Source organism: Arcobacter suis CECT 7833 (assembly GCF_003544815.1).
Lineage (GTDB): Bacteria > Campylobacterota > Campylobacteria > Campylobacterales > Arcobacteraceae > Aliarcobacter > Aliarcobacter suis.
This window is the reverse complement of the sequence record NZ_CP032100.1, coordinates 1,475,302-1,497,562: the sequence shown is the minus strand read 5'-3', so window position 1 is coordinate 1,497,562 and position 22,261 is coordinate 1,475,302. Positions and strand designations below refer to the sequence as shown.

Here is a 22,261-nt window from a genome sequence, read left to right as displayed (position 1 = left end):
AGAATAAATGTTTAATTCTTTGCTTGAATTAATAACAAAAAAAATAAGTAATAAGATAATTGTTGCTCTATTTATTTTAATGTCGCTAAGTAGTATTACAGTTGTATATTTTACAACATCTAAAGTGACAAAAGATTCTATTGAAAAAACAAAAGAGAATCTAGAGATGTTAAATGCTGCGATGTTTCAAAGTCTAAGAAATGCAATGAATACAGGAGATCCTGTACAAATAGCAAAAGCAGAAGAAGATGCAAGACATATCAAAGGTGTTAAAAACTTAACTGTTGCAAAAGGTAAATCTTTAATGGAGTTATATCCTTCTAGTATTCCATATACAACAGATAAAGAAGTTTTAAGTACATTTGATTCTAAACAACCTTTACTTTTACAAACACATAATGAAAATGGTCACAATATAAGAATGATAAAACCTATGATTGCAACACAAGAGTGTTTAATGTGTCATGGTAATCAAAATGAAGGTGATGTAATTGGAGTAATGGATTTAACTTTTTCATTAGATGAAGCTGATATACAAATAAGAGCTTTAATTACAGAAATTTCAATAATATCTGTAGTATTAGCTTTTATAACTATTGGTTTAATTTTCTTTATAGTAAGAAGAGCTACTAATCCAATTGAAAAATTAAAACATGGATTTGAAAATCTATTACATTCTAATGATACAAATATATCTTTAGCTGTTGAATCAAAAGATGAAATAGGTGAAGTTGCAACTTTATTTAATGCTTACATGGATAAAGTAAGAGCTGGTTTAAAACAAGATGCTATTGTAATAGAAGAAGCAAGTGATATTTTAGAAAAAACTGCAAATGGATTTTTTGTATATAAAGTAAATGCTAAAGCATCAAACCCACATGTTGAAGATTTAAAAAATAGATTAAATTCTATGATTTTAAGTACAAAAGATACTTTAGATAAAATCAATGAAACATTAAGATATTATTCAGAATCAAAATTTGATTATAAAATAGATGATGATGGAATTTATGGGAACTTAGGTTCATTAACAGCTGGTATTAAACTTGTAGGAAATAATACTTCTGAAATTTTAGCAATGGTTATGAATACAGGAAATGCATTAAATGAAAGTACTCAAACCCTTTCAGGTGCTTCAAATAATCTGTCAACTTCTTCAAATCAACAAGCAGCATCACTAGAAGAGACAGCAGCAGCATTAGAAGAAATAACATCAACAATTCAAGCAAATACATTAGCAACAAATAAAATGTCACAACTTGCTCAAAATGTTACAGTATCTGCTAGAAATGGACAAGATTTGGCAAATCAAACTGCTAAATCAATGGATGAAATAAATAAAGAAGTAAGCTCAATAAATGAAGCTATTGAAGTAATTGATCAAATTGCATTCCAAACAAATATTCTTTCTTTAAATGCAGCCGTAGAAGCTGCAACTGCTGGTGAAGCTGGAAAAGGATTTGCAGTAGTTGCAGCAGAAGTGCGAAACCTAGCAAATAGAAGTGCAGAAGCAGCTCGAGAAATTAAAAATATTGTTGAATTAGCTAGCAGAAAAGCTAAAGAAGGTAAAAATATATCTGATAATATGATTGAAGGATATAAAGAATTAAATGAGAATATTTCAAATACAATTTTGACAATAAATGAAGTTGCTGGTGCTTCAAAAGAACAAGAAAAAGGAATAGTTCAAATTAATGATGCTATTAATTTATTAGATCAAGCTACTCAAAAAAATGCACAAGTTGCAGATCAAATTTCAACTATGGCTGAAAATATTGCTAATATGTCAAACTCTTTAGTAACAGCTGCTGCTAAAGCTTCATTTTTACAAGACTCTTTAGATAAAGTTGCTGATGTAGATTTAGTTTACGATACTGCTTTATTAAAAGTAGAAGTACTAAATACAAAAGATAAAGTATATGCAAAATTAGGTGATTATAAATCATTTAAAATAGAGGAAAACCAAACTTTAAAACAGTGGTGTGAAAATCAGATTAATTCAACTAAAAAAGTTGATATGGAAATAATAAATAATATAGATATGTTAAATAAAAAATTCCATAATAATCTACAAGATTTAGTTGATGCAAATTCAAATAAAGACTCGAATGAAACTTTGAATAAAAAAGCAAAAGAAGTTGAAATAGATACTTTTAAAATTTTTACTAATCTTAATAATGTTAAAATACCTTCTGTGAAAAAATAGAAAATATTATTAGGAAAAAATGGATTATTTTAGAGAATTATTTTTTAGTATGGTTGTATTTATAATTGGGTATATGATTTTTAAATATGACGTATTAAAAAAATTATCAAATACAAGAACTCTTGAAAAAGATTTCAAAAATTGTTATATTTTAAAATATCCAAATCGAGTAGAGTTCCATAATAAAGGCGCTGTTTTTATGATAGATTTTGATGATTTTTTTAAACTCAATCCCAAATTAAAAGGTAAAATAAAAGTTATAGAAAGACCTTTAATAGATAGAACAAGTAGTGATGCAATAAGAAAAGAATTAGAGATAAGAAAAGAAATCAGAGAAAAAAATATTAAAGAATAGAGGTTCAAAATGATTGATTATGTTTCTTTGGAAAAATATGCAAAGGATATATCTATATTATTTGTGGAAGATGACAAGGGAATTTCAAAAAAAATGGAACTTCTTCTTCATGAGATCTTTTCTAAAATAAAAGTTGCTTTTGATGGAAAAGAAGCTTTAGAGCAGTATTACAATTATTATAAAATAAATAAAGAATATCCAGATTTGATAATTACAGATATTCAAATGCCTAATATGGATGGTGTTGAACTTATAAAACATATTTATAAGGAAAATCCAAATCAAAGAATAATAGTTTTATCAGCTCATAATGAATCAGAATATCTTATGGAATTGGTTAATTTAGGTATTTATAGATTTATTCTAAAACCAATGGATTATGACAATTTTTTTCAAATAATATTTAAAATATCAAAAGAAATTTATATGGAAAAATATAAGGTTTCAGATAAAAAAGAGATATTCCTAAAATTAAATAATAATCTAATCTGGAACAAAGAATTAAAACAACTCTATTTAAATGATGAATTATTAAGACTCACAAAAAAAGAGTTTTTATTAATAGAATTACTTCTTAAAATACCTGAAAAGATTTTTGTAAATGAAGAAATTATCTCTTATATCTGGAATGAAGAGTTTGATAAAAACCCTGATATTTCAAATCTTAAAAATTTGATTTCAAGATTAAGAAGTAAAATACCAGAATTAACAATAGAAAATATTTATGGATTTGGCTATAAAATGGTAACTATTTAGATAAATTTAGATTGTTTTTTTTATTTTATAACCCATTCCATATAAGTTTTCAATTTTTAGACTAGGAACTTTATTTCTAAGCCTTGAAATGATATTTTTAAGATTTGAAATATAATCTTTTCCTAAAAATTCGTCTTCCCAAAGAATAGAAATAATATCTTCTATTGTATGAACTTTATTATCATTGCTTGTTAATATTTCAATAAATAAAAGCTCTTTTTTTGTGAGTTTTACTACTTCATTATTAAAAATTAGTGTTTTATTATTTTCGTTCCAAAAGAGATTTTCATTTAGTTTTATATGAGAATTTCTTTCTAAAATTAAATATTCTTTATATAACTTATTTACTACTTTATCGATAATTGTTAATAAATTTTCAAGATTTATTGGTTTTAAAATGTAATTATCTATATCTAATTGAATTGCTTTTAGCATTTTATCTGGTTCATCTCTTGCTGTTACAAATATAAATGGTATTTTAGAATCAAATTTTCTTAACTCTTCTAGAAATTCTAAACCATCCATTTTCGGCATATTTATATCACTAATAATTAAATCAATTTTAGGTTCAACCTTTATTTTTTCGAAAGCATCTTCTCCATTTGATGCAAGAATAATTTTATTAAAATATCTTCCTAAAATGTTTTTTAATTTATGTTGAGTAATTTGATCATCTTCTATATATAAGATTGTTAAATTTTTTTTGTAATTTTCAATTGTTATCATATTGAAATTTTACCATTTAATAGTATCATATGAGTATCATTTTTGTAAATAAATAACTTATTTTTATTTTGATTATTTTTTCTCAAATAAAACGCTTTGAAAGTAGTTCTGAACTTAAAAGACTAGCTTCAATATTTGAATAATTAAAATAATCTCCACAAATCCCTAGATTCTTATTTTCATTTAAAAAATAAGGCATATCTAAAGAATTTTTTGAAAAAGCATATTTCCAAAGATGTGGAATTAATGTAAATTCTTTTATTTCTTTTTTTGTTTTATCATCAAAATTATCTAAAAATATATCATAAATCTCTTCTTTATTCTTTTCATTTACGCAGTTCGCAAACTCTTTTGATGAATGAATTACATAAGAAGTAAAATCCTTGTATAGATATTTTTTTGAATTATTAATGATGCTTTTTACATCAATATTTTCATAAATATTATTTTCATTTAGTTTAATGTTTTCATTTGAATATAAAATAAGTGAGAAGATAGAATCATATTTTATACGTGAGAGTTTTTCTTTAAAATCATTAGGGAGTTCTATTTTTATTTGTGTTATTTGTGGAGCTGGAATTGCAATAAAAAGTAAATCAAAATCATCATAAATAACATTATTTTCATCTTCTAAAATCCATTTGTTATTTGAATTTTTTGCTTTTATTATTTTTGTATTTGTTTGTAAATCTTTTTCATTTATTAAAAACTTGCAAATAGAGTTTATTCCATTTTTTGGAATAAATTCATCATACTTAGTTTTTAAAATACCATTTTTTGCCAAATCTAAACAAAAGAATTTTAAATCATCTGTTATTGGAATTAAACTTGAAGTTCCATGATCTATAAATTTATCTTCAATATATTTAGTGCTAAGTCGTCCACCAATTCCCCTTGATTTTTCAAAAATAGTAATATCTTCATATTTTTCTTTTAGGTTGTTATATAAATTACAGCCAGAAAAACCAGCTCCAATAATCGCAATTTTCATTTTAACCTCTATTTATAAACTAATTTTATTACACCAATTGTAAAAAGTATTAAAGCTATCTCTTTTAAGTCTTTGTCATATAAAAGAGTAAATATTGATGTAAAAATAAGTGCTAATGATAAAATAATTGGTTTTATAAAATCTTTAATTTCTTTACTTATATATTCAAGTTGAGAGTTTGAGATTTCGATTTTTAGCTCACCAACACTTGCTTGTTTTATAACTGATTTTAAATCTTTAATTGAAAAAGGAATAGATTTTATTTCATCAATAATAGTTTCAATAATACTATCTCCAGCTCCTAAAGCCTTTGGAATATTTTTCTGTAAAATTGGCAAAATATCTTTTATTCCGTTAAAATTTTCTATATAAGTTGTTCCAAGTCCTTCAATAATCGCACTAACTCTTAAAATATAAATCGCATCACTTGGAAGTTTAAAAGGAAAATTTCTTGTACTTTCTAAGACATCAAAAGCTAGTTTTTGCATAGATTCACTAGATAAATTTTCATTTGAAAAAATATCAAACATTTTATCTGTGAATAAAGCTAATTCGTGAACAGGTGCTTCATGGGCAATTGTTCCAAGTCTTTTACTAGCACTAATATAAAGTTCATAATCCCTTTCATTTGCAGCTTTTATAAGCTCAATTATTGCAACTCTTATATTATTTGGAATTGATTTTACCATTCCAAAATCAAGTAAAATCAGCTCTCCTTGTTTGTTTACAAGTAAATTTCCAGGATGAGGATCAGCGTGAAAATATCCATTTATTAACATTTGAATTGTATAAAAATCTACAAGTTTAGAAATGATTTCTTTAAAGTCTATATTCTCTTTTTGTAAATTTTCTTTATCATCAAACCTAAATCCCTCTTCATAACTCATAACCAAAGCATCATCACTACAAATTTCACTAAAAGCTTTTGGAAATTTTATTCCACTATCTTTATATGTTTGGGAAAATTTTTGTAAATTTGCTAATTCATGATTAAGACTAACTTCTTGTAAAATCATAGATGAAAACTCTGAAACTACAGCTTCAATAGAATTTTTTGTATAGTGCGAAAATAGGGGTTTAAAAATAGTGTTAAAGAAATTTATGATTTTTATATCTGCTTTTACTTGCTCTTTTATTCCCATTCTTCGAAGTTTCACAGCTACTTTTTCACCACTTTTTAAAAAAGCCACATGAACTTGCCCAATAGAAGCAGAGGCAATTGGAATATTATCAAATGAAGAGAAAGGGTTTTTATTAAAAGCTCTATAAAATATAATATTACAATCTTTTTCATCCATACAAGGAAGTTGGTCATGTAACTCTTTTAATTCATCTAAATACTCTTTTGAAAAAAAATCAGCCCTAGTTGCCAATACTTGAGCCAATTTTATAAAACTAGCTCCTAAGTTTATAGTTGTTTCTTTTAATTTTTTTGCGCTTAAAGGTTTAAAAATTAGAAAGCTGGGTTTCTTTTTTATAACCAAATAAATAGTTAGTAAAAATGAAAATACACTATAAACTCTACTAGGAGAATAAAGATTTAGGTTTTTTAAAAAAGTTTTTATTTTAAATCCTCTTTTAATTTTTGTAAATCTTCTTTTGTTGCAAGTCCTAATTCATCTATTATCTCTTTTAGAGTTGATTTAAGTTCAGCCTTAAACTTCTCATCACTTTCTTTGCCTTTTTGCTCCAATGATTCTAAAAAACTTTTTACATCTTTTGTATCAAGTTTTCCTTTTTCTTCTAGTTTTTTTAGTTCATCTTCAATTTTTTCTTTTAAAACCAAAGCCCCACCAAGTCCTGTAAAAATAAGTTCTTTTAACATGAAATATCCTTTTTGTTTAGTATATGCTTTTCAAATATTGTTTTGTATAGTTTTTTTGTCTTTTAATCACCAAGGACCTTGAAATCTAACTACTTTATGTAAAACTTTCTTTTTATGTTTTGTGACTTTCCCTTGTACTCTTTTTCGCCACATTATAAAACTGCTTTTTTTCATTAAAGTTCGCATTTTCTTTTTTACTTGATTTTCTGTTAATCCATAAAGTTCAAAAATAGTGTCAAATGTTGTTCTATCTTGCCATGCCATTTCAATCAAACGATTTAAGTCCTCTTCTTGAAAGGTACTTAAAGGCTGTTTTTCTTTTTTAGATTTTTTTGTAAAATCCAGTTTTAAACTTTCATTTTTCTCAAAATACATGATTTATTCCTGAATAGTCCAGATTAATTTTGAAGTTTCAAAACCTAAAGCTGGAAGTTTTTGCAAAATCTCATTTTTGATTTTTTCATCAAGCTTAGAAGTTCTTGATAAAATCCATAAATACTCTCTATTTGGAGTTCCCACAACCACATAATCATAGTTTTTATCTAAGATTAAAACCCAATAATCCCCATAAAATGGTCTAAAAAAACTAACTTTTAATTTGCTATTTGTAACATCAGTTGCATAAGCTCGACCAATTACCTCTTTTTTTTCATTTGTTTGTATTTTTGTGCATCTATTTATTACTCTGATTGTTTCTTCATTCATCATTGAGTAGTTTGCACTTACGTTTTTGCAATCTTTTTCAAAAAAGTGTTCATACCTTGCTATTTCATACCAAGTTCCTAAATACTTATCTAGTTCAACTTTTTCTACAGTTTGTAAGGGTGGATTTTTTGAAGAACAAGCTGTAAATAAAAATAGAGTAAAAATAAGCATTGAAAGTTTAAAAATATTTTTCATAAAAGAAATCCTTTTTGTTTTAGTATATTTAAAAATAGATTTTTTTTGTATCTTTTTTATGTTCTTTTATCAAAAAATTCATTCATATAAGTTCTATAAAGTAAAGGAACTAATTGTCTTTGAAGTTTTGGATTGATTCTTTCTTTTAAAGTAACACCACTAAAAAAACTTTTCCATAGTTTTTGAAATTTTTGTTCATTTGATGAATAATTTGGTTCATCAAAAAAAGCAACTTTTTGAACTGAAAAATCATTTTCTATTTTTACAAAAGCTAGTTTTCTATTCAGGTCGTGGATTATGAAATTTTGATTGTTAAATCTTTTTAAAAAGTGTTTTCCTAAAAAGTAAAGTACATTAAATTTTGACTCAACTTTTGCATATAAACTGCCATTTTCTAACTCTTCAAATCTTACAAATCCTGTCATTTTGTGAACATTTTTAAATAACTCTTTTTCAAGATTATTTAGGTAAAAAATACTTTCTAAATTTATATTAAAAAGTTGTTTTACTTCTTTGAATCCAATAATTATATATTCTAAAAGAGCCATTTCAAACTCTTTTGAATCACACATAAAAATATTTAAAATCTTTTCTAAAATTTCTTTTGGAAATTTTGCTTTTATTGCATCTAAAACTTTTATTGAATTAATTAAAGAAGTTTCTATGATTTTTATCTCTTCAAAAACTATCTCATTTGGAAGAGTTTTATATATTTTTATAGGTTTTAGTTTTTTATAATAAACCTCATAAACCAAAGATAAAAAGCCCTCAAAAGTTCCATCATAAACTAAAATCATAATTCCCCCGAAACTGAACTAAAATTAAAAAGCGAGGGTTGAATTAGCTTTTTCGGTTCTGGTTTTATAAGAGCCAGTTTGAGGTTTTCCCTATAAAATGGAACTTGTCTTTGAAACTCTTTGTTACAAGTGATAAAATATTTTGCTTTTTTTATAGAAATCTTTAATTTTTTTAAATCATCAAATGTCAATCTTTTAAATCTTCTAGCACTTAAAATCTTCATAACTCCTCTAGCTCCAATGCCAGGGATTCTAAGAAGTTCTTCTTTTGAAGTGGTGTTTATTTCCATTGGAAAATATTTTAAGTTGTTTAATGCCCAAAAAGTTTTTGGGTCTAAATCTTCATCTAGGTTTGGAAAATCTTCTGTAACTATTTCATCCCAAGAAAAATCATAAAATCTAAGTAACCAATCTGCTTGATAAAGTCTATGTTCCCTTAAAAGTGGTGGTTTTGTGATGATTGAGGGAAGGTTTTTGTCATTGTTCACTGGAATATAAGCACTATAATAAACCCTTTTTAACAAAGCTTTATCGTATAAAGCAGAGCTAAGTTTTAAAATATCTCTATCACTTTCAGGCGTTGCTCCAACGATTAACTGCGTACTCATTCCTATTGGTTTTTGCTCTTTTGCTAGGCTTAAATCTCGTGCAAATTTTAGTGGTTGTAAAACCTTTTCTTTTGTTTTATTTGGTGCAAGAAGTTTTAGGGATTTATCACTTGGAAGTTCAATATTTGAACTTACTCTATTTGCTAGTTTTACAATTTGCTCAACCAATTCCATAGAACATCCAGGGATTAGTTTCACATGGATATAACCATTAAATCTATATTCATATCTTAAAATCTTGAGGGTTTTTAATAACAAAGTCATAGTATGGTCTTCGTTTTTTACAATTCCTGAACTTAAAAATAGTCCCTCAATATAGTTTCTTTTGTAAAAATTGATTGTTATATCTGCTAATTCTCTTGGAGTAAAAACAGCTCTTGGGATATCGTTTGAAACACGGTTTATACAATAAGCACAATCATAAATACAAATATTTGTAAGTAATACTTTTAGAAGGGAAACGCATCTTCCATCTGGTGTAAAAGTGTGGCAAATTCCACTTGTGTGAGTTGCTCCCAATTCTCCTTTTTTGTATGAAGTTTCAACTCCACTAGAAGAGCAAGAAACATCGTATTTTGCACTGTTACTAAGGATTTCCATTTTTTCGTAAATATCTATTTTCATTTTTGTATTTTAGTAGAATTACAAATTTCTCTTTTAAAATATGTCAATTTGTAATAAAAAGATTTTCTAAAAAGTCATTTGCGATTTTAAGATGATTTTCAAGTTTCTCTTTTGGCATTTTATTTAAAAGTGCTATTTGCATTTTCATTCGTGGATTTGAAGAAAACTTATGAAAATGTATATGTAAAAATCTCCAATAGAGTGCATCCAAAATTTTGCACCAACTTTCATTTTTATTATAATCACTCATTTTTAAAAGATAGTTTGAACTTGATATATAAGGCTTTGTAGTAATACTTCCACCATCACTAAATCCACTCATTCCATAAACATTTCCAACCATCACCCAATCATAAGCATCGATGTAATATTTCATAAAAAACTTGTAAACTTCATTTGGTTTGATTTCCAGTAATAAAAAAATATTTCCCAAAATCATAAGCCTTTCAATATGGTGATTATAAGCTGTGAATTCTAGTTTTTTTATTGCATCATCTAGAGGTTTTATACCACTTCTAGCATCTAAAATCTTTTTTGGCATAGGATTTGAAAACACAAAAAAATTAGAGTTTCTAAGAGCCACACCAGCATCTTCATAAACACGAAGCATAAACTCACGCCAACCGATAATTTGTCTTATAAAGCCTTCTTTTGCATTGTATGGTGCATCAAAATTTACTATTTTTTCTATTAACTCATGTAAATCAAGTAAACCAATATTTAAACTACTTGAAATATTTGAGTGAAATAAAAAGTTTTGTTTTATATCTTTTGTAATTGCATCTTGAAAAGAGCCAAAATTTTCAAATTTTTCTTTTAAAAAATAGTTTAATTGAATATTTGCTTCATCAAAAGTAGTTGGATAATAAAAGTTTTCGCAAACTCCAACACTTTTGAACTTTTTGCAGTAAGTTAAAGCCTCTTTTACAAACTCATTTTCATAAGCTAAAGTAGGGGGAATTTTAATATCTTTTGGAAGTTTTTTTCTATTATCCTCATCAAAACTATATTTATCAAAAAGAGGTTTTCCATTTTGCATAAAAATATCTAACTCTTTTCTTCTATTTATATAAAATTTATGCAAAAACTTGTTTGTATCTTTTGGGTTTATAAAGTTTGGATTTTTAATAGTTGTAATATTTAGAAAGTTTTTATAAACCTTTTTTTCCAAATAATTATCAAAAAGTTCATATACAAAAACTTTTTCATTTTTATAAAATTCAATATAACTTTCATCTTCAAAATACTCAACTAAAATATTGTTTTGTTTTAAATAGCTTTCATAAAATTTCATACTAGCTCGATGTAAAACAAGTTTTTGAATATGAAAATCATATTGGGTAAAAAATAGTGGTTCTTCTATTAAAAGTACTTTTTTATTTATGAAGTTTGATAAATTTTTAAATAATTGATTTGGGTAAAGTATAAATATTTTCATAATACTAGTTTATAGAATTTAGAAGTGGTTTTGTATACTTTAGTTGTTAATTTATCAGAACTTTATTTCTACCTGCTGCTTTTGCTTTATAAACTGCTTCATCGGCTCTTTTTATAGTTTTAAGTATATTTTCATTGTCTTGATATATTGTTCCACCAATAGAACAAGTTATGTTATTTATTTGAGGAAAAGATGTTTCTTCGATGGTTTTTCTTAAATATTCTAATTTTTTTTCTAAATCTTTTTGAGATTCTAATTGTAAAATCAAAATAAACTCTTCTCCTCCCCAACGGATTAAAATATCATTTTTTCTCAGATTATTTTGTATTTTTTCTACAAATTTAATTAATACTTCATCTCCTATATCATGACCGTAAGTATCATTTACTTTTTTGAAGTAGTCTATATCCAAAAGTGCAAGGGCTAGTTTTGTATTATTTTCAATACATTCATAAATAAATTTTTGATAATTTCTATCAAAATATTCTCTACTATAAGCATTTGTTAGTTTGTCATGTAAAATTTTTTCTTCAAGATATATATTTTCAAAAATTGTTTGCGAAATATCTGTAAAACTTATAATCATATTATCTTCATCAAATTTGTTTACATTTACTGAAAAAATATATTGTTTCAAATCTTTTCCTATTATTGAAACAATTCTTTTTGATTCTTCAAACTCCATAATTTTTGTTATCCAATTATCATTTGTGCTAATCTTTTTTAGATGAAAAAATCTATCGTCTTCTATAAAAAAATCACATATACATTGATGCTGTTCTTTGAATTTTTCCAGATTCTCAAATCCTAAAAAATCAAAAAATTTGTGATTTGAAAATTTTATTTCTTTTCCATTTGTGAGTATTACAATATTATCTTGAGTTTCTATTAGTTTTTCCAGATTTTCATAAAATTCTTGTAGTTTTTTTTGAATGATTTTTTCATCTGTTATATCTCTTGCTGAAGAATAAATATATTCTTGTCCATCAAGGCTTATTTTTCTAGCTGTTAAAGCTGCATTGTAATAGGAATTATCTTTTCTTGTATGAATTCTTTCAAAAAACATAGTTTGATTTCCATTTAGATTTGAAATAAGTTCTTTATATTCTTGAATATTTTTAAAACCTTTATCAATATCTAAAATATTTAAATTTCCCATTTCTTCATCACTATAATTTAAATATTTTTGAGTTTGTAAGCTGTATTCTAAAAGTTTACCTTCTTCATCTAATATAAGAATTGCATCAGAAGATAAGTTAATAAAAGTTTGGAATTTAATTTTTTCTTTTAAAATCTCATTTTCTAAGGCTTGTTCTTTTGTTATATCTTTTATAATTGAAAATAAAATTATTCCATGACTTGTTTCAATGGGTGAAGAACTAACTTCTACTATTTTGATTTGACCATTTTTTAATTTATGGGAAAAAATAAATGATTTTTTTATTGAATTTTTTACTTGTTCATATTTTTCTTTTAATAAATACATATTAGTTTGATTAATTTTAGAAATATTCATTTGTTTTAGTTCATCTAAAGTATAACCATAAAAATTAACTGCACTTTGATTTGCATCTATTATTTCACCATTATTTGGGTTAATTAATAACATAATAGAAGCATGGTTTTTAAACATATTTTCAAATCTATTTTTAGCTATTTCTATTTCTTGAATTAACTCTTTTTCTTTTGTAATATCAGTATGTGTTCCCATCATTAAAATAGGTTTATTATAATCATCCCAAGATATAACTTTACCTCTATCTTTTATCCAAATCCAAGAACCATTTTTGTGTTTCATTCTTATTTCACAATCATAATAATCTATTTCTTTATTAAAATGTTTATTTAATAATTCATGACTTTTTTCTAAATCATCAGGATGTACTAAATTAGCCCAAGTGTTTATAGTTGTAGGAGAAATTTCTTCTAGAGTAAGACCTAATATTTCAGCCCATTTATGATTAAAAATTATTTCATTAGTTTGTATATTCCATTCCCATGTACCTGCGTTTGTACCTAAAATAATATAACTTAATCTATTTCTTTCAATCAATAAAGATTCTTCTTTTTCTTTTAAATTTGTTTGATCAAAAATATAACCAATAAAATTCATAATTTCATTATTGTCATTTCTTATTATTTTTGTATAGTCATAAAAATACTTATAAGTTCCATCTTTTAATTGTATTCTATATGATTGTTCAAACATATCTATATTATTTTTAATAAAATATTGAACTTCTTGTAAAATTTTATATTTATCATCTGGATGTATTAAATTTGAATAATTAAAATCTTTATATAACATTTCATCTTTTGTATAACCAAGAATATTTTCACAGTTATTTGAGATATTTTTTATAGGCCAATTATTTTGAGGTATCCATTCTATTGTTATTACAGGACCAGATGAAAATAAGTTTTGATTTTTTATCAGCTCTTTAACTGCTAGTTGTTCTTTTTTGAAACTTTTATTTAAAATAAAGAAAATAAAAAAAGTTATAAAAATGAATAATACAAATAAAACAGCAACAACTTTTAAATCTTCTTTCCATGAATCTAAATATACATCTTCTGATATTGCAGTTTGTACATAAAATGGAAACTCTTCCATAACTAAAAAACTTCCAACTCTTTTTTTACCATCAGTTGAAGCAATATATTCAAGAGTTCCTGTTTTCTCACCTGTTCTTATTCGAACAATAATAGGATTATTTTCTGGTAAAGATTGATTTAGTTCTACTGTTTCTGAAGATGGATATCTTGAAATTAATTTTGTGTTGTCAGATCTTCTTAACAATGAAACACCATTTGCTCCTAAATCTATAGAAGCTAGAATTTCATTTATTGTATTTATATTTATTACAGCAGTAATTACTCCCAATAAATCTTTATTTTCATCTCTAATTGCACGAGCTAAAACTAAAGAGCTTTTTCCTGTCATTTTTGAGGTAATAACATCAGAAAAAGTAGTAATTAAGTTTTCATTATTTTTTAATTTTTGAAAGTGTTCTCTATCTGATATATTAATTTTACCATTTAAAGAATTTGATGAATATATAATATTTCCATTTGAATCGGCATAATTTAAAATAGTTATATTTTTAGAATTATTTATTAAAGAAGTAAATTTTTTTGAAATAATCTCTTTTTTTTGTAAATCATCAGCTTCTAAAAAATATTTGTTTTCTTTTATAGTATTTAATATTATATTGTGAGCAAAATTTAGTAAATTATTTGTATATTCAAAATCACTTTCTAGTTTTTTAGAAATTAAGCTTGTAAGATTATTTGTTTTTACAGAAGCATTTTCTATAGACTTTTTATATTCAACAACTCCTTCAAAAATTACGATTGAAACAATAATAAAAAACATAAACCATAAATATACAAAATTTTTTTTGTCAAAATTTTTTATCAAATTAGAAATTCCTGATTTTTTTAGTGAAGTATTAAATACATTATAAAATTATTATTTTAAATATTTACTATTTTAAAATAGTAAATATTTAAAATTGTCGAATACTACAGTTTAAGAAATTAATTATTGATAAAAAGAACTAACAAAAAATATTATTTTTAAATGATTCTAATTATTTCTGCACTAGGTTTGGCAAAATAATACCCTTGAGCATAATCAACACCTATTTCTTTTACTTTTTCAAGTTCATACAAAGTTTCAACACCTTCAGCTAGAATTTTTATATTGTTGTCAATACAGATTGTTCGTAAAGCTTTATAAATAGATTGTTTCATTGTATCTTTGTCAATGTTTTCTATGATATTTCTATCAACTTTTATAATGTCTGGTTTTATATCAATAATCATATTAAGGGAAGAGTATCCTTCTCCCACATCGTCAAGTGCGATTAAAAAACCTTTGTCTCTATAAAAATTTAAAATAGTTTTTAAGTGTTCTTTATCTTTTACATTTTGTGTTTCAACCACTTCAAAAACTATATTTTTTGGGTCAAAGTCTAGCTGTTTTGCCCATTTTACAGTAGAAGCTAAACAAAATTCCGGATCATAAATAGAAGTTGGAATAAAGTTTATAAAAACCTTTGCATCTATTTTTTTCACAGCTGTTGTTTTAAGTGCAGTTTCTCTGCACATTCTATCAAGGGTAAAGTTCATATCATTTCGTGTAGATTTTGAAAATAAAATATCGGGATACATAAGTTCACCATTTGGCAAAACTCCACGTGTAAGAGCCTCATAGGCAAATATTTTATTTGTTTTCATATCAATGATTGCTTGAAAGTGGGCTGTTAAACTGCTATTTTCTATAATATCAAAGAAGTTCCTATCTTCAATAAAATGTAAATATCTGTTCATTGGTTTTGCAAAAAATATAGTTCCAAGTGAAAGTTGATTTTCTTCATTTTCTATGAATATTTTTATTTCATCTTTTTCTAAATCATTAAAATTTGTATTAAAAAAGTCAAAATTCTCTTCAAAAAAAAGCTTTGGATTTTTATTTTCAATAGTTACAATTCCTTCTATTTTTGAAGTTTCAAATCCCAAAGTTTTCATTAAATTTGAAGATTTTATTATTAACTCTGTTATTTGAGTTATAAAATGAATCTTACTTTTTTTCTCACTTATGCTAAAAATATCTTTGCATTTACAAGCCATTTTTTAATCCTTAATTATCGTAATTACAATTTCGCCAACAACAAAGCCAAATTTTTTCAGTTTAGAGTGATTTATAATAACTCCATCATCTTGTAAATGAAGCCAATCTTGAACACTTAAATCAATAGTAGAATCTTTATAAGCAGTTCTCATAACATAATCAAGCATTACTGTATTTCCATTTGCTATCATTGGGCTTTCCCCAATAATATCATCGGCAGTTGCTATAAACTTTTTATTTTCAGTAGGTTTTAAAGTCCAAACCCTTTTCATCTCTTCACCATCATTATAAACAAAATACTCATCAAGTGTTCCAACGCCATTTTTATCCCAAGAACCAATCATTGTTCCTTTGAATGTTCTTGTTATTTTTCCACTTCTATCTTTTACGATTCCATAGGCTCTTAGTTTTCCATTAAAATAATCTTGTGGAATAAACTCTGGTTTTGTGTTGTTAAAATCTTCTATTTTCATGCTCGTACATCCTGTTAGTAGTATTGTTGTTAAAAAAACTAATATTAAATTTTTCATGCGATTAATCCTTTGTTTAAATCTATATTTTGGTCTCTTGTAAAAACCAATTGATGAAGATTTATGTTTCTTGTTAAAAATGCAGCTTCACAATAGTTTAGATACATTTTCCACATTCGTATAAAATAGTCATCAAAACCTAACTTTTTAACTTCTTCCAATTTTTTTTCAAAATTCTCATGCCAAATATTCAAAGTTTTTGCATAATCTTCTGTGAACTCTTCAAGATGATTTAGATTTAATCTTGTGTGTTTGCTTGTCACTTCAAGGATTTTAGAGATACTTGGAAGATGACCACCTGGGAAAATATATTTTTGTATAAAATCAGTTCCTTTTGAATAATCTTTATATCTTTGATCAGGCATTGTTATTACTTGAAGAACTAAAACACCATTTGGTTTTAGTAATTCTTGGCATTTTTTAAAGAAGATATGAAAATACTCTTTGCCTACAGCTTCAAACATCTCAATAGCAATTATTGCATCAAATTTTCCGTTTAAATCCCTATAATCTTTTAGTAAAATATCGATTTTATCTTCTACATTATGCTCTTTAAATCTATTTTCACAAAGTTTCTTTTGCTCAACACTTAAAGTTACAGTTGTAACTTCACACTTTTTATCATTTGCCAAATGAAGTGCCATAGCTCCCCAACCTGAACCAATTTCTAGAACTTTTGAGCCTTCTTTTAGATTTAGTTTTGATGAGAGTTTTTCTAACTTGTTTTTTTGTGCTTCATATAAATCTTGCTCTTTGTGGGAAAATACAGCACTTGAATACATCATAGTTTCATCTAACATTAGTTTATAAAACTCATTTGATAGGTCATAGTGGGCTGAGATATTTTTTCTTGAGTTTGTTTTTGAATTTTTTCGTAAACTATGTTTTATTTTATTAAAAACTGGCATTAGATTTATTAGTTTGTTTTTTTCATTTTCACTTGTAGTTCCAAGATATTTTGTATTTAAAAGTGCTAGTTCTATTAGTTTTGTAAGATTTGAAGTTTCAAAATCTTTGTCTATATAACTCTCAGAAAAACCAATATCTCCATAAAGCATAACTCTTGTGAAAAATCTATTATTATGTATTTCTAAAGTGATTTTTTCTTCAATTCTTTTTTCTCCATAAAGTTTGATAGTTCCATTTTTATAGATTACTTCAAGTGTTCCTATTTTTATTTTTGAAAAGAAGTTATCTCCAAATTTGTTCCATAATTTTTGCATTTTTAATACCTCCTTGTTTTGTCATTTTCTCTTGGAAAATAGATTTTTAAACCTTTTAAATAAAGCCTAATAGCTTGAAAATATGTTCTACTCACCACTAAAAAGGTGCTGAACATATATCTAAAAAATATTTTTAGTATATTTTTAAAATTATAAGGCATTGATTTTGAGTTAAAAACCGCTGTTAATTTGTGTTGTTTGTCTTCATATAAATCTATTTTTATAAATAATTTGTTTTGGTCATACTTTAGTTCAAATTCATAAACTCCCTCACACTTAAAAAAAGGCGATACATACATATCTTTTTTTACAACTCCAAAATATGAATTTCCTCTTTTTTCTAATTGCACAGGGTAAACAACACGACCGTTGTTGTAGTTATGAACTTCAGCTAAAATATGAGTTGGAAGATTTTCTTCATCAAATAAAACCAAAACACTAATTGGATTAAAAACAAAGTTTAATACCCTAGGAAGTGTGATGAATCTCATTTTTGGACTTGCTTTTAAATCAAACTTTTTTAAAAGTTCTTCTATATTTTTCATAAAATCAAGGCTTGTTCCAAAGTGGTCAAAACTTTGTAAACTCATAAAATTTAGTTTGTTTATAGAAAAAATTTTGTTTTCTAAACTTTTTAAATCAAATACATCAATATCAAGCAGATAAAAGTTATATTTAAAATCGTGCTTTTTAGGAAGAAATCTTTTATGATAAATAGTTCCTTCAAAAATATTGTGATTTGATATATTAGGCATTTTAGAACTCACATCCAAGTTTAGAAGCCACTTTTGTAGCACTTAAAAGTCCATCTTCATGGAAACCATATCTCCAATAAGCTCCAGCAAAATATGTGTTATTAACTCCACAAATTTCATCTTTTCTTTTTTGCATTTCTATGGCAAGTGAATTAAATTGTGGATGTTCGTAAGAGATTTTTTCAATTACATTATTTATATTTTGTGTTTCATTTAACGATACAAAATAATCTTTTTTTGTTTTTAGATTTTGTAGAGTATTTATCCAATAACTAAGAGTCACAGCTTTATTTTTTGAATTTGTACTTGTGTAATTCCATGCTGCATACATTTTTTTGTTTGGATATAAAATATTATTGTCATTGTGTAAAACAGCGCTATTTTCTTTATATTTAAAAGCACTTAAAATTTCAACTTCTTTTGGTGTTGGATTTTCTAAAATTTCCAAAGCTTGTGGAGCGTGCATAGCTAGGATTACTTTATCATAAAAAGTTTTAGTTCCATTTTCATGGATTAGAAAAATGCCATTTTCTTCCCTTTGAACTTTTATAACATCAGAGTTTAAAAATATTTTTCCAGAGATTTTTTCTTTAATTTTATTTACATAATTAATACTTCCATTTGAAACAGTTAGCCATTGATGGTGACTTGAAACACCTAAAAGTCCATGATTTTTGAAAAATGTCAAAAATGTTCTTGCTGGAAAAAGATTCATTTCATCACTAGGAGTTGACCAAATAGCAGCTCCCATTGGAAGTAAATATCTCTCTTTAAAAGCATTTGAATAATTTTTTATATATTCACCCAAAGTTTTGTCTAAGTTTGAACTATTTTCTTTTAAATCTTTAATTGCAATTTCATTAAAAGTTAAAATATCTTTTATCATTTTGTAGTGAGATATTGAAAAAAAGTTTCTTTTTTGAGCAAACATTCCTTTTAATGATGAACCGTTATAAGCTCTATTTTTATTCCTATCCCAAAAAGCAAAACTCATATCTGAATTTTCTATTTTCACATTTAGTTGTTCAAATAATTTTGTCAAAAGTGGATAAGTAGGGTGATTAAAAACTAAAAAACCAGTATCAACGCCAAAAGTTTTATCTTCATCATTTATTATGGTAGTTCTAGCATGACCGCCTAAACGATTATCTTTTTCATATAAATCAACTTCATGTTTTTTGCTTAAAATATAAGCACTTCCCAGTCCACTAATTCCAGCTCCTAAAACTGCTATTTTCATTTGTATCTTCCTTTTGGGTCAAGTTTTGTAAAGATTAGTTTTGAAATATCCATTTTTGTTTTTAAATCTTTTAATATTTTTTCTAATTCATTTTTATCTATATTTGCAGTTCTACTCATAATCCAAAGATTTGAATAATCATCATTTGCGATAACTGCTGTTTGGTAATTATTCAAATATTCAATTTTGTATGAACTTGTAAAAACTAAAAAATATCTCATAAAAAGTTCATTGTTTTCTAGTTTTGCAAAACCGTTATATTCTATTAATTTTCCGTCTAATTCATTTTCAAAACATCTGTTATAAACATCGTAAGTATTGTCAACTTGAAGTTTATATTCCACACTTGAAGCTACGCAAGAAGTTTGAAAAGTATTTTCAACCCTTGCTATTTCGTACCAAAGTCCAGAGAATTTTTTAATATCAACAGAAGTATTTGCAAAAATCGGTGAAAGAAAAAATATGATTAAAAATATATATTTCACAAATACTCCTTTTTTCTAAGTATTGTAATTTATTATAAAAAAAGGAAGTTTTGTATGCTTAATTTGTCTCTTTATATTTTAATAACAAAAAAATAGAAGATAGTTTCAAAATTATTGGTAGAATCGAATATAAAACTATTATTGCAACAATTGAATTTTGATTTATATTTGAAGTTTCAAAGTTTGCAAATTCTAAAGTTATAAATGAAATTGCAACTGCCAATGATAAAGATAGTTTTGTAATCATCGCCCAAAATCCAAATAAAACTCCTGTTAAGTCTTCATTATTTTGTTTTGTTTGATTTGCAACATCCGCTTGAATAGAAGAGGGCAATGCCATATCAGCTCCCAAACACATTCCAGTTATTACACAAATAATTGCAAAATATAAAAAATCTCCTTCACCTAAAAAAGGGACAAAAATAAATGCACTAATAGCAATAATTATTGACAAAATCCAAGTAGATTTTTTTGATATTTTATTTGAAAGTTTTATCCAAAATGGAAAAGTAATAATCGCACTTAAAAAGTAGATTATCAAAAAAAGACCTGTTTTATCTTCTAAATTTAAAACATATTTAACAAAAAACAAAAATAGAGTCGCAGGAAGTGCATTTGCTAAATTGTTTAATAAAAAAGCAAAAAATAGTTTTTTGTGATGTGGAAAGTTTTTAAAAAAGTTTTTTAAAGAAAGAAAAAAATCTTTGTGAATAATGTTTTCATTTTTTATTTCTAAATCTTTTAATTTAAAATAAAAAATCAAAACAAAGATAGGAAAAAGAATTAAAATCGTATAAAGTAAAAGTTCCAAACTCTTTTTTGAATCACTTGAAACCAAAAAAATATATGGCATAAGTAAAGCAATTAAAACTCCAATTATTATAAATATTTCCCTTGAAAAAGCAAGTTTTATGTTATCTTTTTCATTTTTGCTTAATATGGAATTCAGACTTAAGTATGGAATCAAAACAAAACTGTATGAAATATAAGTAATTATTGAACATAAAAACAACCAAATAGAACTATAAAAAATGGGTTTTATTAGAAAAAAAAGACCAAATAAAAGAAAAAAAGATGAAATAAAAATTATATTAAATTTTGAGCTATAAATATCACTAAAACGACCAATAAATGGGTCAGCAATCATATCAATTAATCGAGCTATTAATGAAATAAATCCAACAACTCCAATACTTAAACCAATATGCTCAACATAAAAAGAGGGTAAATAAATATATAAAGGAAAACCCAAAAAAGCAATGGGAATTCCCAATATTCCATAAAGGAAAATCTCTTTGCTTTTGAGGGGATTATTATTCATTAAATCAAACCATTATATTTCACAATAATTGTTGTTTTAATCATTTTAAAAACTTTTTGCATATAGAAAAACTCAATTTATAAGGCAACAAACTAATTAACCGTAAAAATTTGGATAAAACAAAAGGAAACGAAATCTCAAATTTATAGGGTTTATTTAGTCCATCAAATATTTTTCTTGCTGCATAATTTACTTCCATTAATTGTGGCATTTCAAAATCATTTTTAGCTGTAAGTCTTGTTTTCACAAAACCATGATTTATGATTTGAACATAAATATTTTTTCTTTGCAATTCTGGTTGAATCGCTTGGGCAAAATTAACTAAAGCTGCCTTTGAAGCACTATAAGCTCCACCATAAGGTAAACCAAAGTAACTTGATAAACTTGCATTTAAAACAATAGTTGACTTATGTTTTTGTTTTTCTAAAAATGCAATTAGAGGTTTTAAAACTCTTATAGCACCTAAATAATTTATATTTATCATGGATTCAAAGTTTGAAATATCCCATTGCTCGTAAGTCATTGATTCATAAACTCCCGCATTAAAAAAACAAATATCTAAACCATTAAAAATATTGTATGCTTCAGTCACACTTTTAATAACATTTTCATTATCTAAAACATCAATATTTAAAAGTTCCAGATTATTTGAGTAAGTTGATTTTAGTTTTAGTAGCTCGTTTGAATTTTCAATATCTCTAGAACTTGCTATTACTTGATAATTATTTTGTAACCATAACTTAACTAAGTCTAAACCAATTCCACTACTAGCACCAATAATCCAAACTCTTTTTTTCATGATAAACAACCTTTGTTTATATAAGCCAGCAAATACTAACTTGAAA

21 protein-coding genes are annotated in these 22,261 nt (G+C 25.2%); 3 read left to right on the top strand and 18 right to left on the bottom strand.

Annotation, left to right across the window (positions count from 1 at the left end):
• Nucleotides 1–7: 7 nt before the first annotated feature.
• Genes ASUIS_RS07675 through ASUIS_RS07665 form a run of 3 tightly spaced genes read left to right on the top strand, consistent with a single transcriptional unit; the run spans nt 8 to nt 3,317 of the window.
• Entirely contained in the window at nt 8–2,206 is a 2,199-nt protein-coding gene (locus ASUIS_RS07675) for a methyl-accepting chemotaxis protein (protein WP_226799878.1), read from the top strand.
• 19 nt (nt 2,207–2,225) lie between these two features.
• Nucleotides 2,226–2,561: a hypothetical protein gene (locus tag ASUIS_RS07670; protein WP_118886476.1), complete on the top strand. Its 336-nt coding sequence runs from the start codon at nt 2,226–2,228 to the stop codon at nt 2,559–2,561.
• A gap of 9 nt (nt 2,562–2,570) precedes the next feature.
• Nucleotides 2,571–3,317 (top strand): response regulator transcription factor, encoded by a 747-nt coding sequence (locus ASUIS_RS07665; protein ID WP_118886475.1) that lies wholly within the window; start codon nt 2,571–2,573, stop codon nt 3,315–3,317.
• A gap of 6 nt (nt 3,318–3,323) precedes the next feature.
• On the opposite strand, the gene ASUIS_RS07660 is transcribed toward ASUIS_RS07665, so the two are convergent.
• The 18 genes from ASUIS_RS07660 to ASUIS_RS07575 all read right to left on the bottom strand — a co-directional run bounded on the left by ASUIS_RS07660 (nt 3,324) and on the right by ASUIS_RS07575 (nt 22,215).
• Nucleotides 3,324–4,043, bottom strand: coding sequence for a response regulator transcription factor (locus tag ASUIS_RS07660; RefSeq protein WP_118886474.1), 720 nt, complete (start codon nt 4,041–4,043; stop codon nt 3,324–3,326).
• 82 nt (nt 4,044–4,125) lie between these two features.
• On the bottom strand, nt 4,126–5,034 hold the full coding sequence (locus ASUIS_RS07655) for an NAD(P)-binding protein (protein WP_118886473.1): 909 nt from the start codon (nt 5,032–5,034) through the stop codon (nt 4,126–4,128).
• Nucleotides 5,035–5,042: 8 nt separating this feature from the next.
• On the bottom strand, nt 5,043–6,419 hold the full coding sequence (locus ASUIS_RS07650) for an ABC1 kinase family protein (RefSeq protein ID WP_226799877.1): 1,377 nt from the start codon (nt 6,417–6,419) through the stop codon (nt 5,043–5,045).
• A gap of 176 nt (nt 6,420–6,595) precedes the next feature.
• A complete protein-coding gene (locus ASUIS_RS07645; RefSeq protein WP_118886471.1) occupies nt 6,596–6,859 on the bottom strand; it encodes a hypothetical protein in 264 nt (87 codons plus the stop codon).
• A gap of 66 nt (nt 6,860–6,925) precedes the next feature.
• Entirely contained in the window at nt 6,926–7,234 is a 309-nt protein-coding gene (locus tag ASUIS_RS07640) for a TIGR03643 family protein (protein ID WP_118886470.1), read from the bottom strand.
• Between the two features lie 3 nt (nt 7,235–7,237).
• Nucleotides 7,238–7,759, bottom strand: coding sequence for a lipocalin family protein (locus tag ASUIS_RS07635; protein ID WP_118886469.1), 522 nt, complete (start codon nt 7,757–7,759; stop codon nt 7,238–7,240).
• Between the two features lie 56 nt (nt 7,760–7,815).
• A complete protein-coding gene (locus ASUIS_RS07630; protein WP_118886468.1) occupies nt 7,816–8,556 on the bottom strand; it encodes a TIGR03915 family putative DNA repair protein in 741 nt (246 codons plus the stop codon).
• Nucleotides 8,553–9,788, bottom strand: coding sequence for a putative DNA modification/repair radical SAM protein (locus tag ASUIS_RS07625; RefSeq protein ID WP_118886467.1), 1,236 nt, complete (start codon nt 9,786–9,788; stop codon nt 8,553–8,555). Before ASUIS_RS07625 ends, ASUIS_RS07630 begins: the two co-directional genes overlap by 4 nt.
• 43 nt (nt 9,789–9,831) lie before the next feature.
• Nucleotides 9,832–11,226, bottom strand: a complete 1,395-nt coding sequence (locus tag ASUIS_RS07620) for a cryptochrome/photolyase family protein (protein ID WP_118886466.1) — start codon at nt 11,224–11,226, stop codon at nt 9,832–9,834.
• A gap of 46 nt (nt 11,227–11,272) precedes the next feature.
• On the bottom strand, nt 11,273–14,647 hold the full coding sequence (locus ASUIS_RS07615; RefSeq protein ID WP_118886465.1) for a PAS domain-containing protein: 3,375 nt from the start codon (nt 14,645–14,647) through the stop codon (nt 11,273–11,275).
• 158 nt (nt 14,648–14,805) lie between these two features.
• On the bottom strand, nt 14,806–15,861 hold the full coding sequence (locus ASUIS_RS07610; protein WP_118886464.1) for an EAL domain-containing protein: 1,056 nt from the start codon (nt 15,859–15,861) through the stop codon (nt 14,806–14,808).
• Between the two features lie 3 nt (nt 15,862–15,864).
• The gene (locus tag ASUIS_RS07605) at nt 15,865–16,392 is read right to left on the bottom strand and encodes a DUF3833 domain-containing protein (RefSeq protein WP_118886463.1); all 528 of its coding nucleotides are present in this window, start codon (nt 16,390–16,392) and stop codon (nt 15,865–15,867) included.
• On the bottom strand, nt 16,389–17,615 hold the full coding sequence (locus ASUIS_RS07600; protein WP_118886462.1) for an SAM-dependent methyltransferase: 1,227 nt from the start codon (nt 17,613–17,615) through the stop codon (nt 16,389–16,391). Before ASUIS_RS07600 ends, ASUIS_RS07605 begins: the two co-directional genes overlap by 4 nt.
• A 2-nt stretch (nt 17,616–17,617) precedes the next feature.
• Nucleotides 17,618–18,370, bottom strand: a complete 753-nt coding sequence (locus ASUIS_RS07595) for a DUF1365 domain-containing protein (RefSeq protein WP_118886461.1) — start codon at nt 18,368–18,370, stop codon at nt 17,618–17,620.
• A 1-nt stretch (nt 18,371) separates the two neighbouring features.
• The gene (locus ASUIS_RS07590) at nt 18,372–19,610 is read right to left on the bottom strand and encodes an NAD(P)/FAD-dependent oxidoreductase (protein WP_118886460.1); all 1,239 of its coding nucleotides are present in this window, start codon (nt 19,608–19,610) and stop codon (nt 18,372–18,374) included.
• The gene (locus ASUIS_RS07585; RefSeq protein ID WP_118886459.1) at nt 19,607–20,095 is read right to left on the bottom strand and encodes a lipocalin family protein; all 489 of its coding nucleotides are present in this window, start codon (nt 20,093–20,095) and stop codon (nt 19,607–19,609) included. Before ASUIS_RS07585 ends, ASUIS_RS07590 begins: the two co-directional genes overlap by 4 nt.
• A gap of 58 nt (nt 20,096–20,153) precedes the next feature.
• A complete protein-coding gene (locus tag ASUIS_RS07580; protein WP_118886458.1) occupies nt 20,154–21,416 on the bottom strand; it encodes an MFS transporter in 1,263 nt (420 codons plus the stop codon).
• Between the two features lie 40 nt (nt 21,417–21,456).
• Nucleotides 21,457–22,215, bottom strand: a complete 759-nt coding sequence (locus ASUIS_RS07575; protein WP_118886457.1) for an SDR family NAD(P)-dependent oxidoreductase — start codon at nt 22,213–22,215, stop codon at nt 21,457–21,459.
• Between the last annotated feature and the right edge of the window lie 46 nt (nt 22,216–22,261).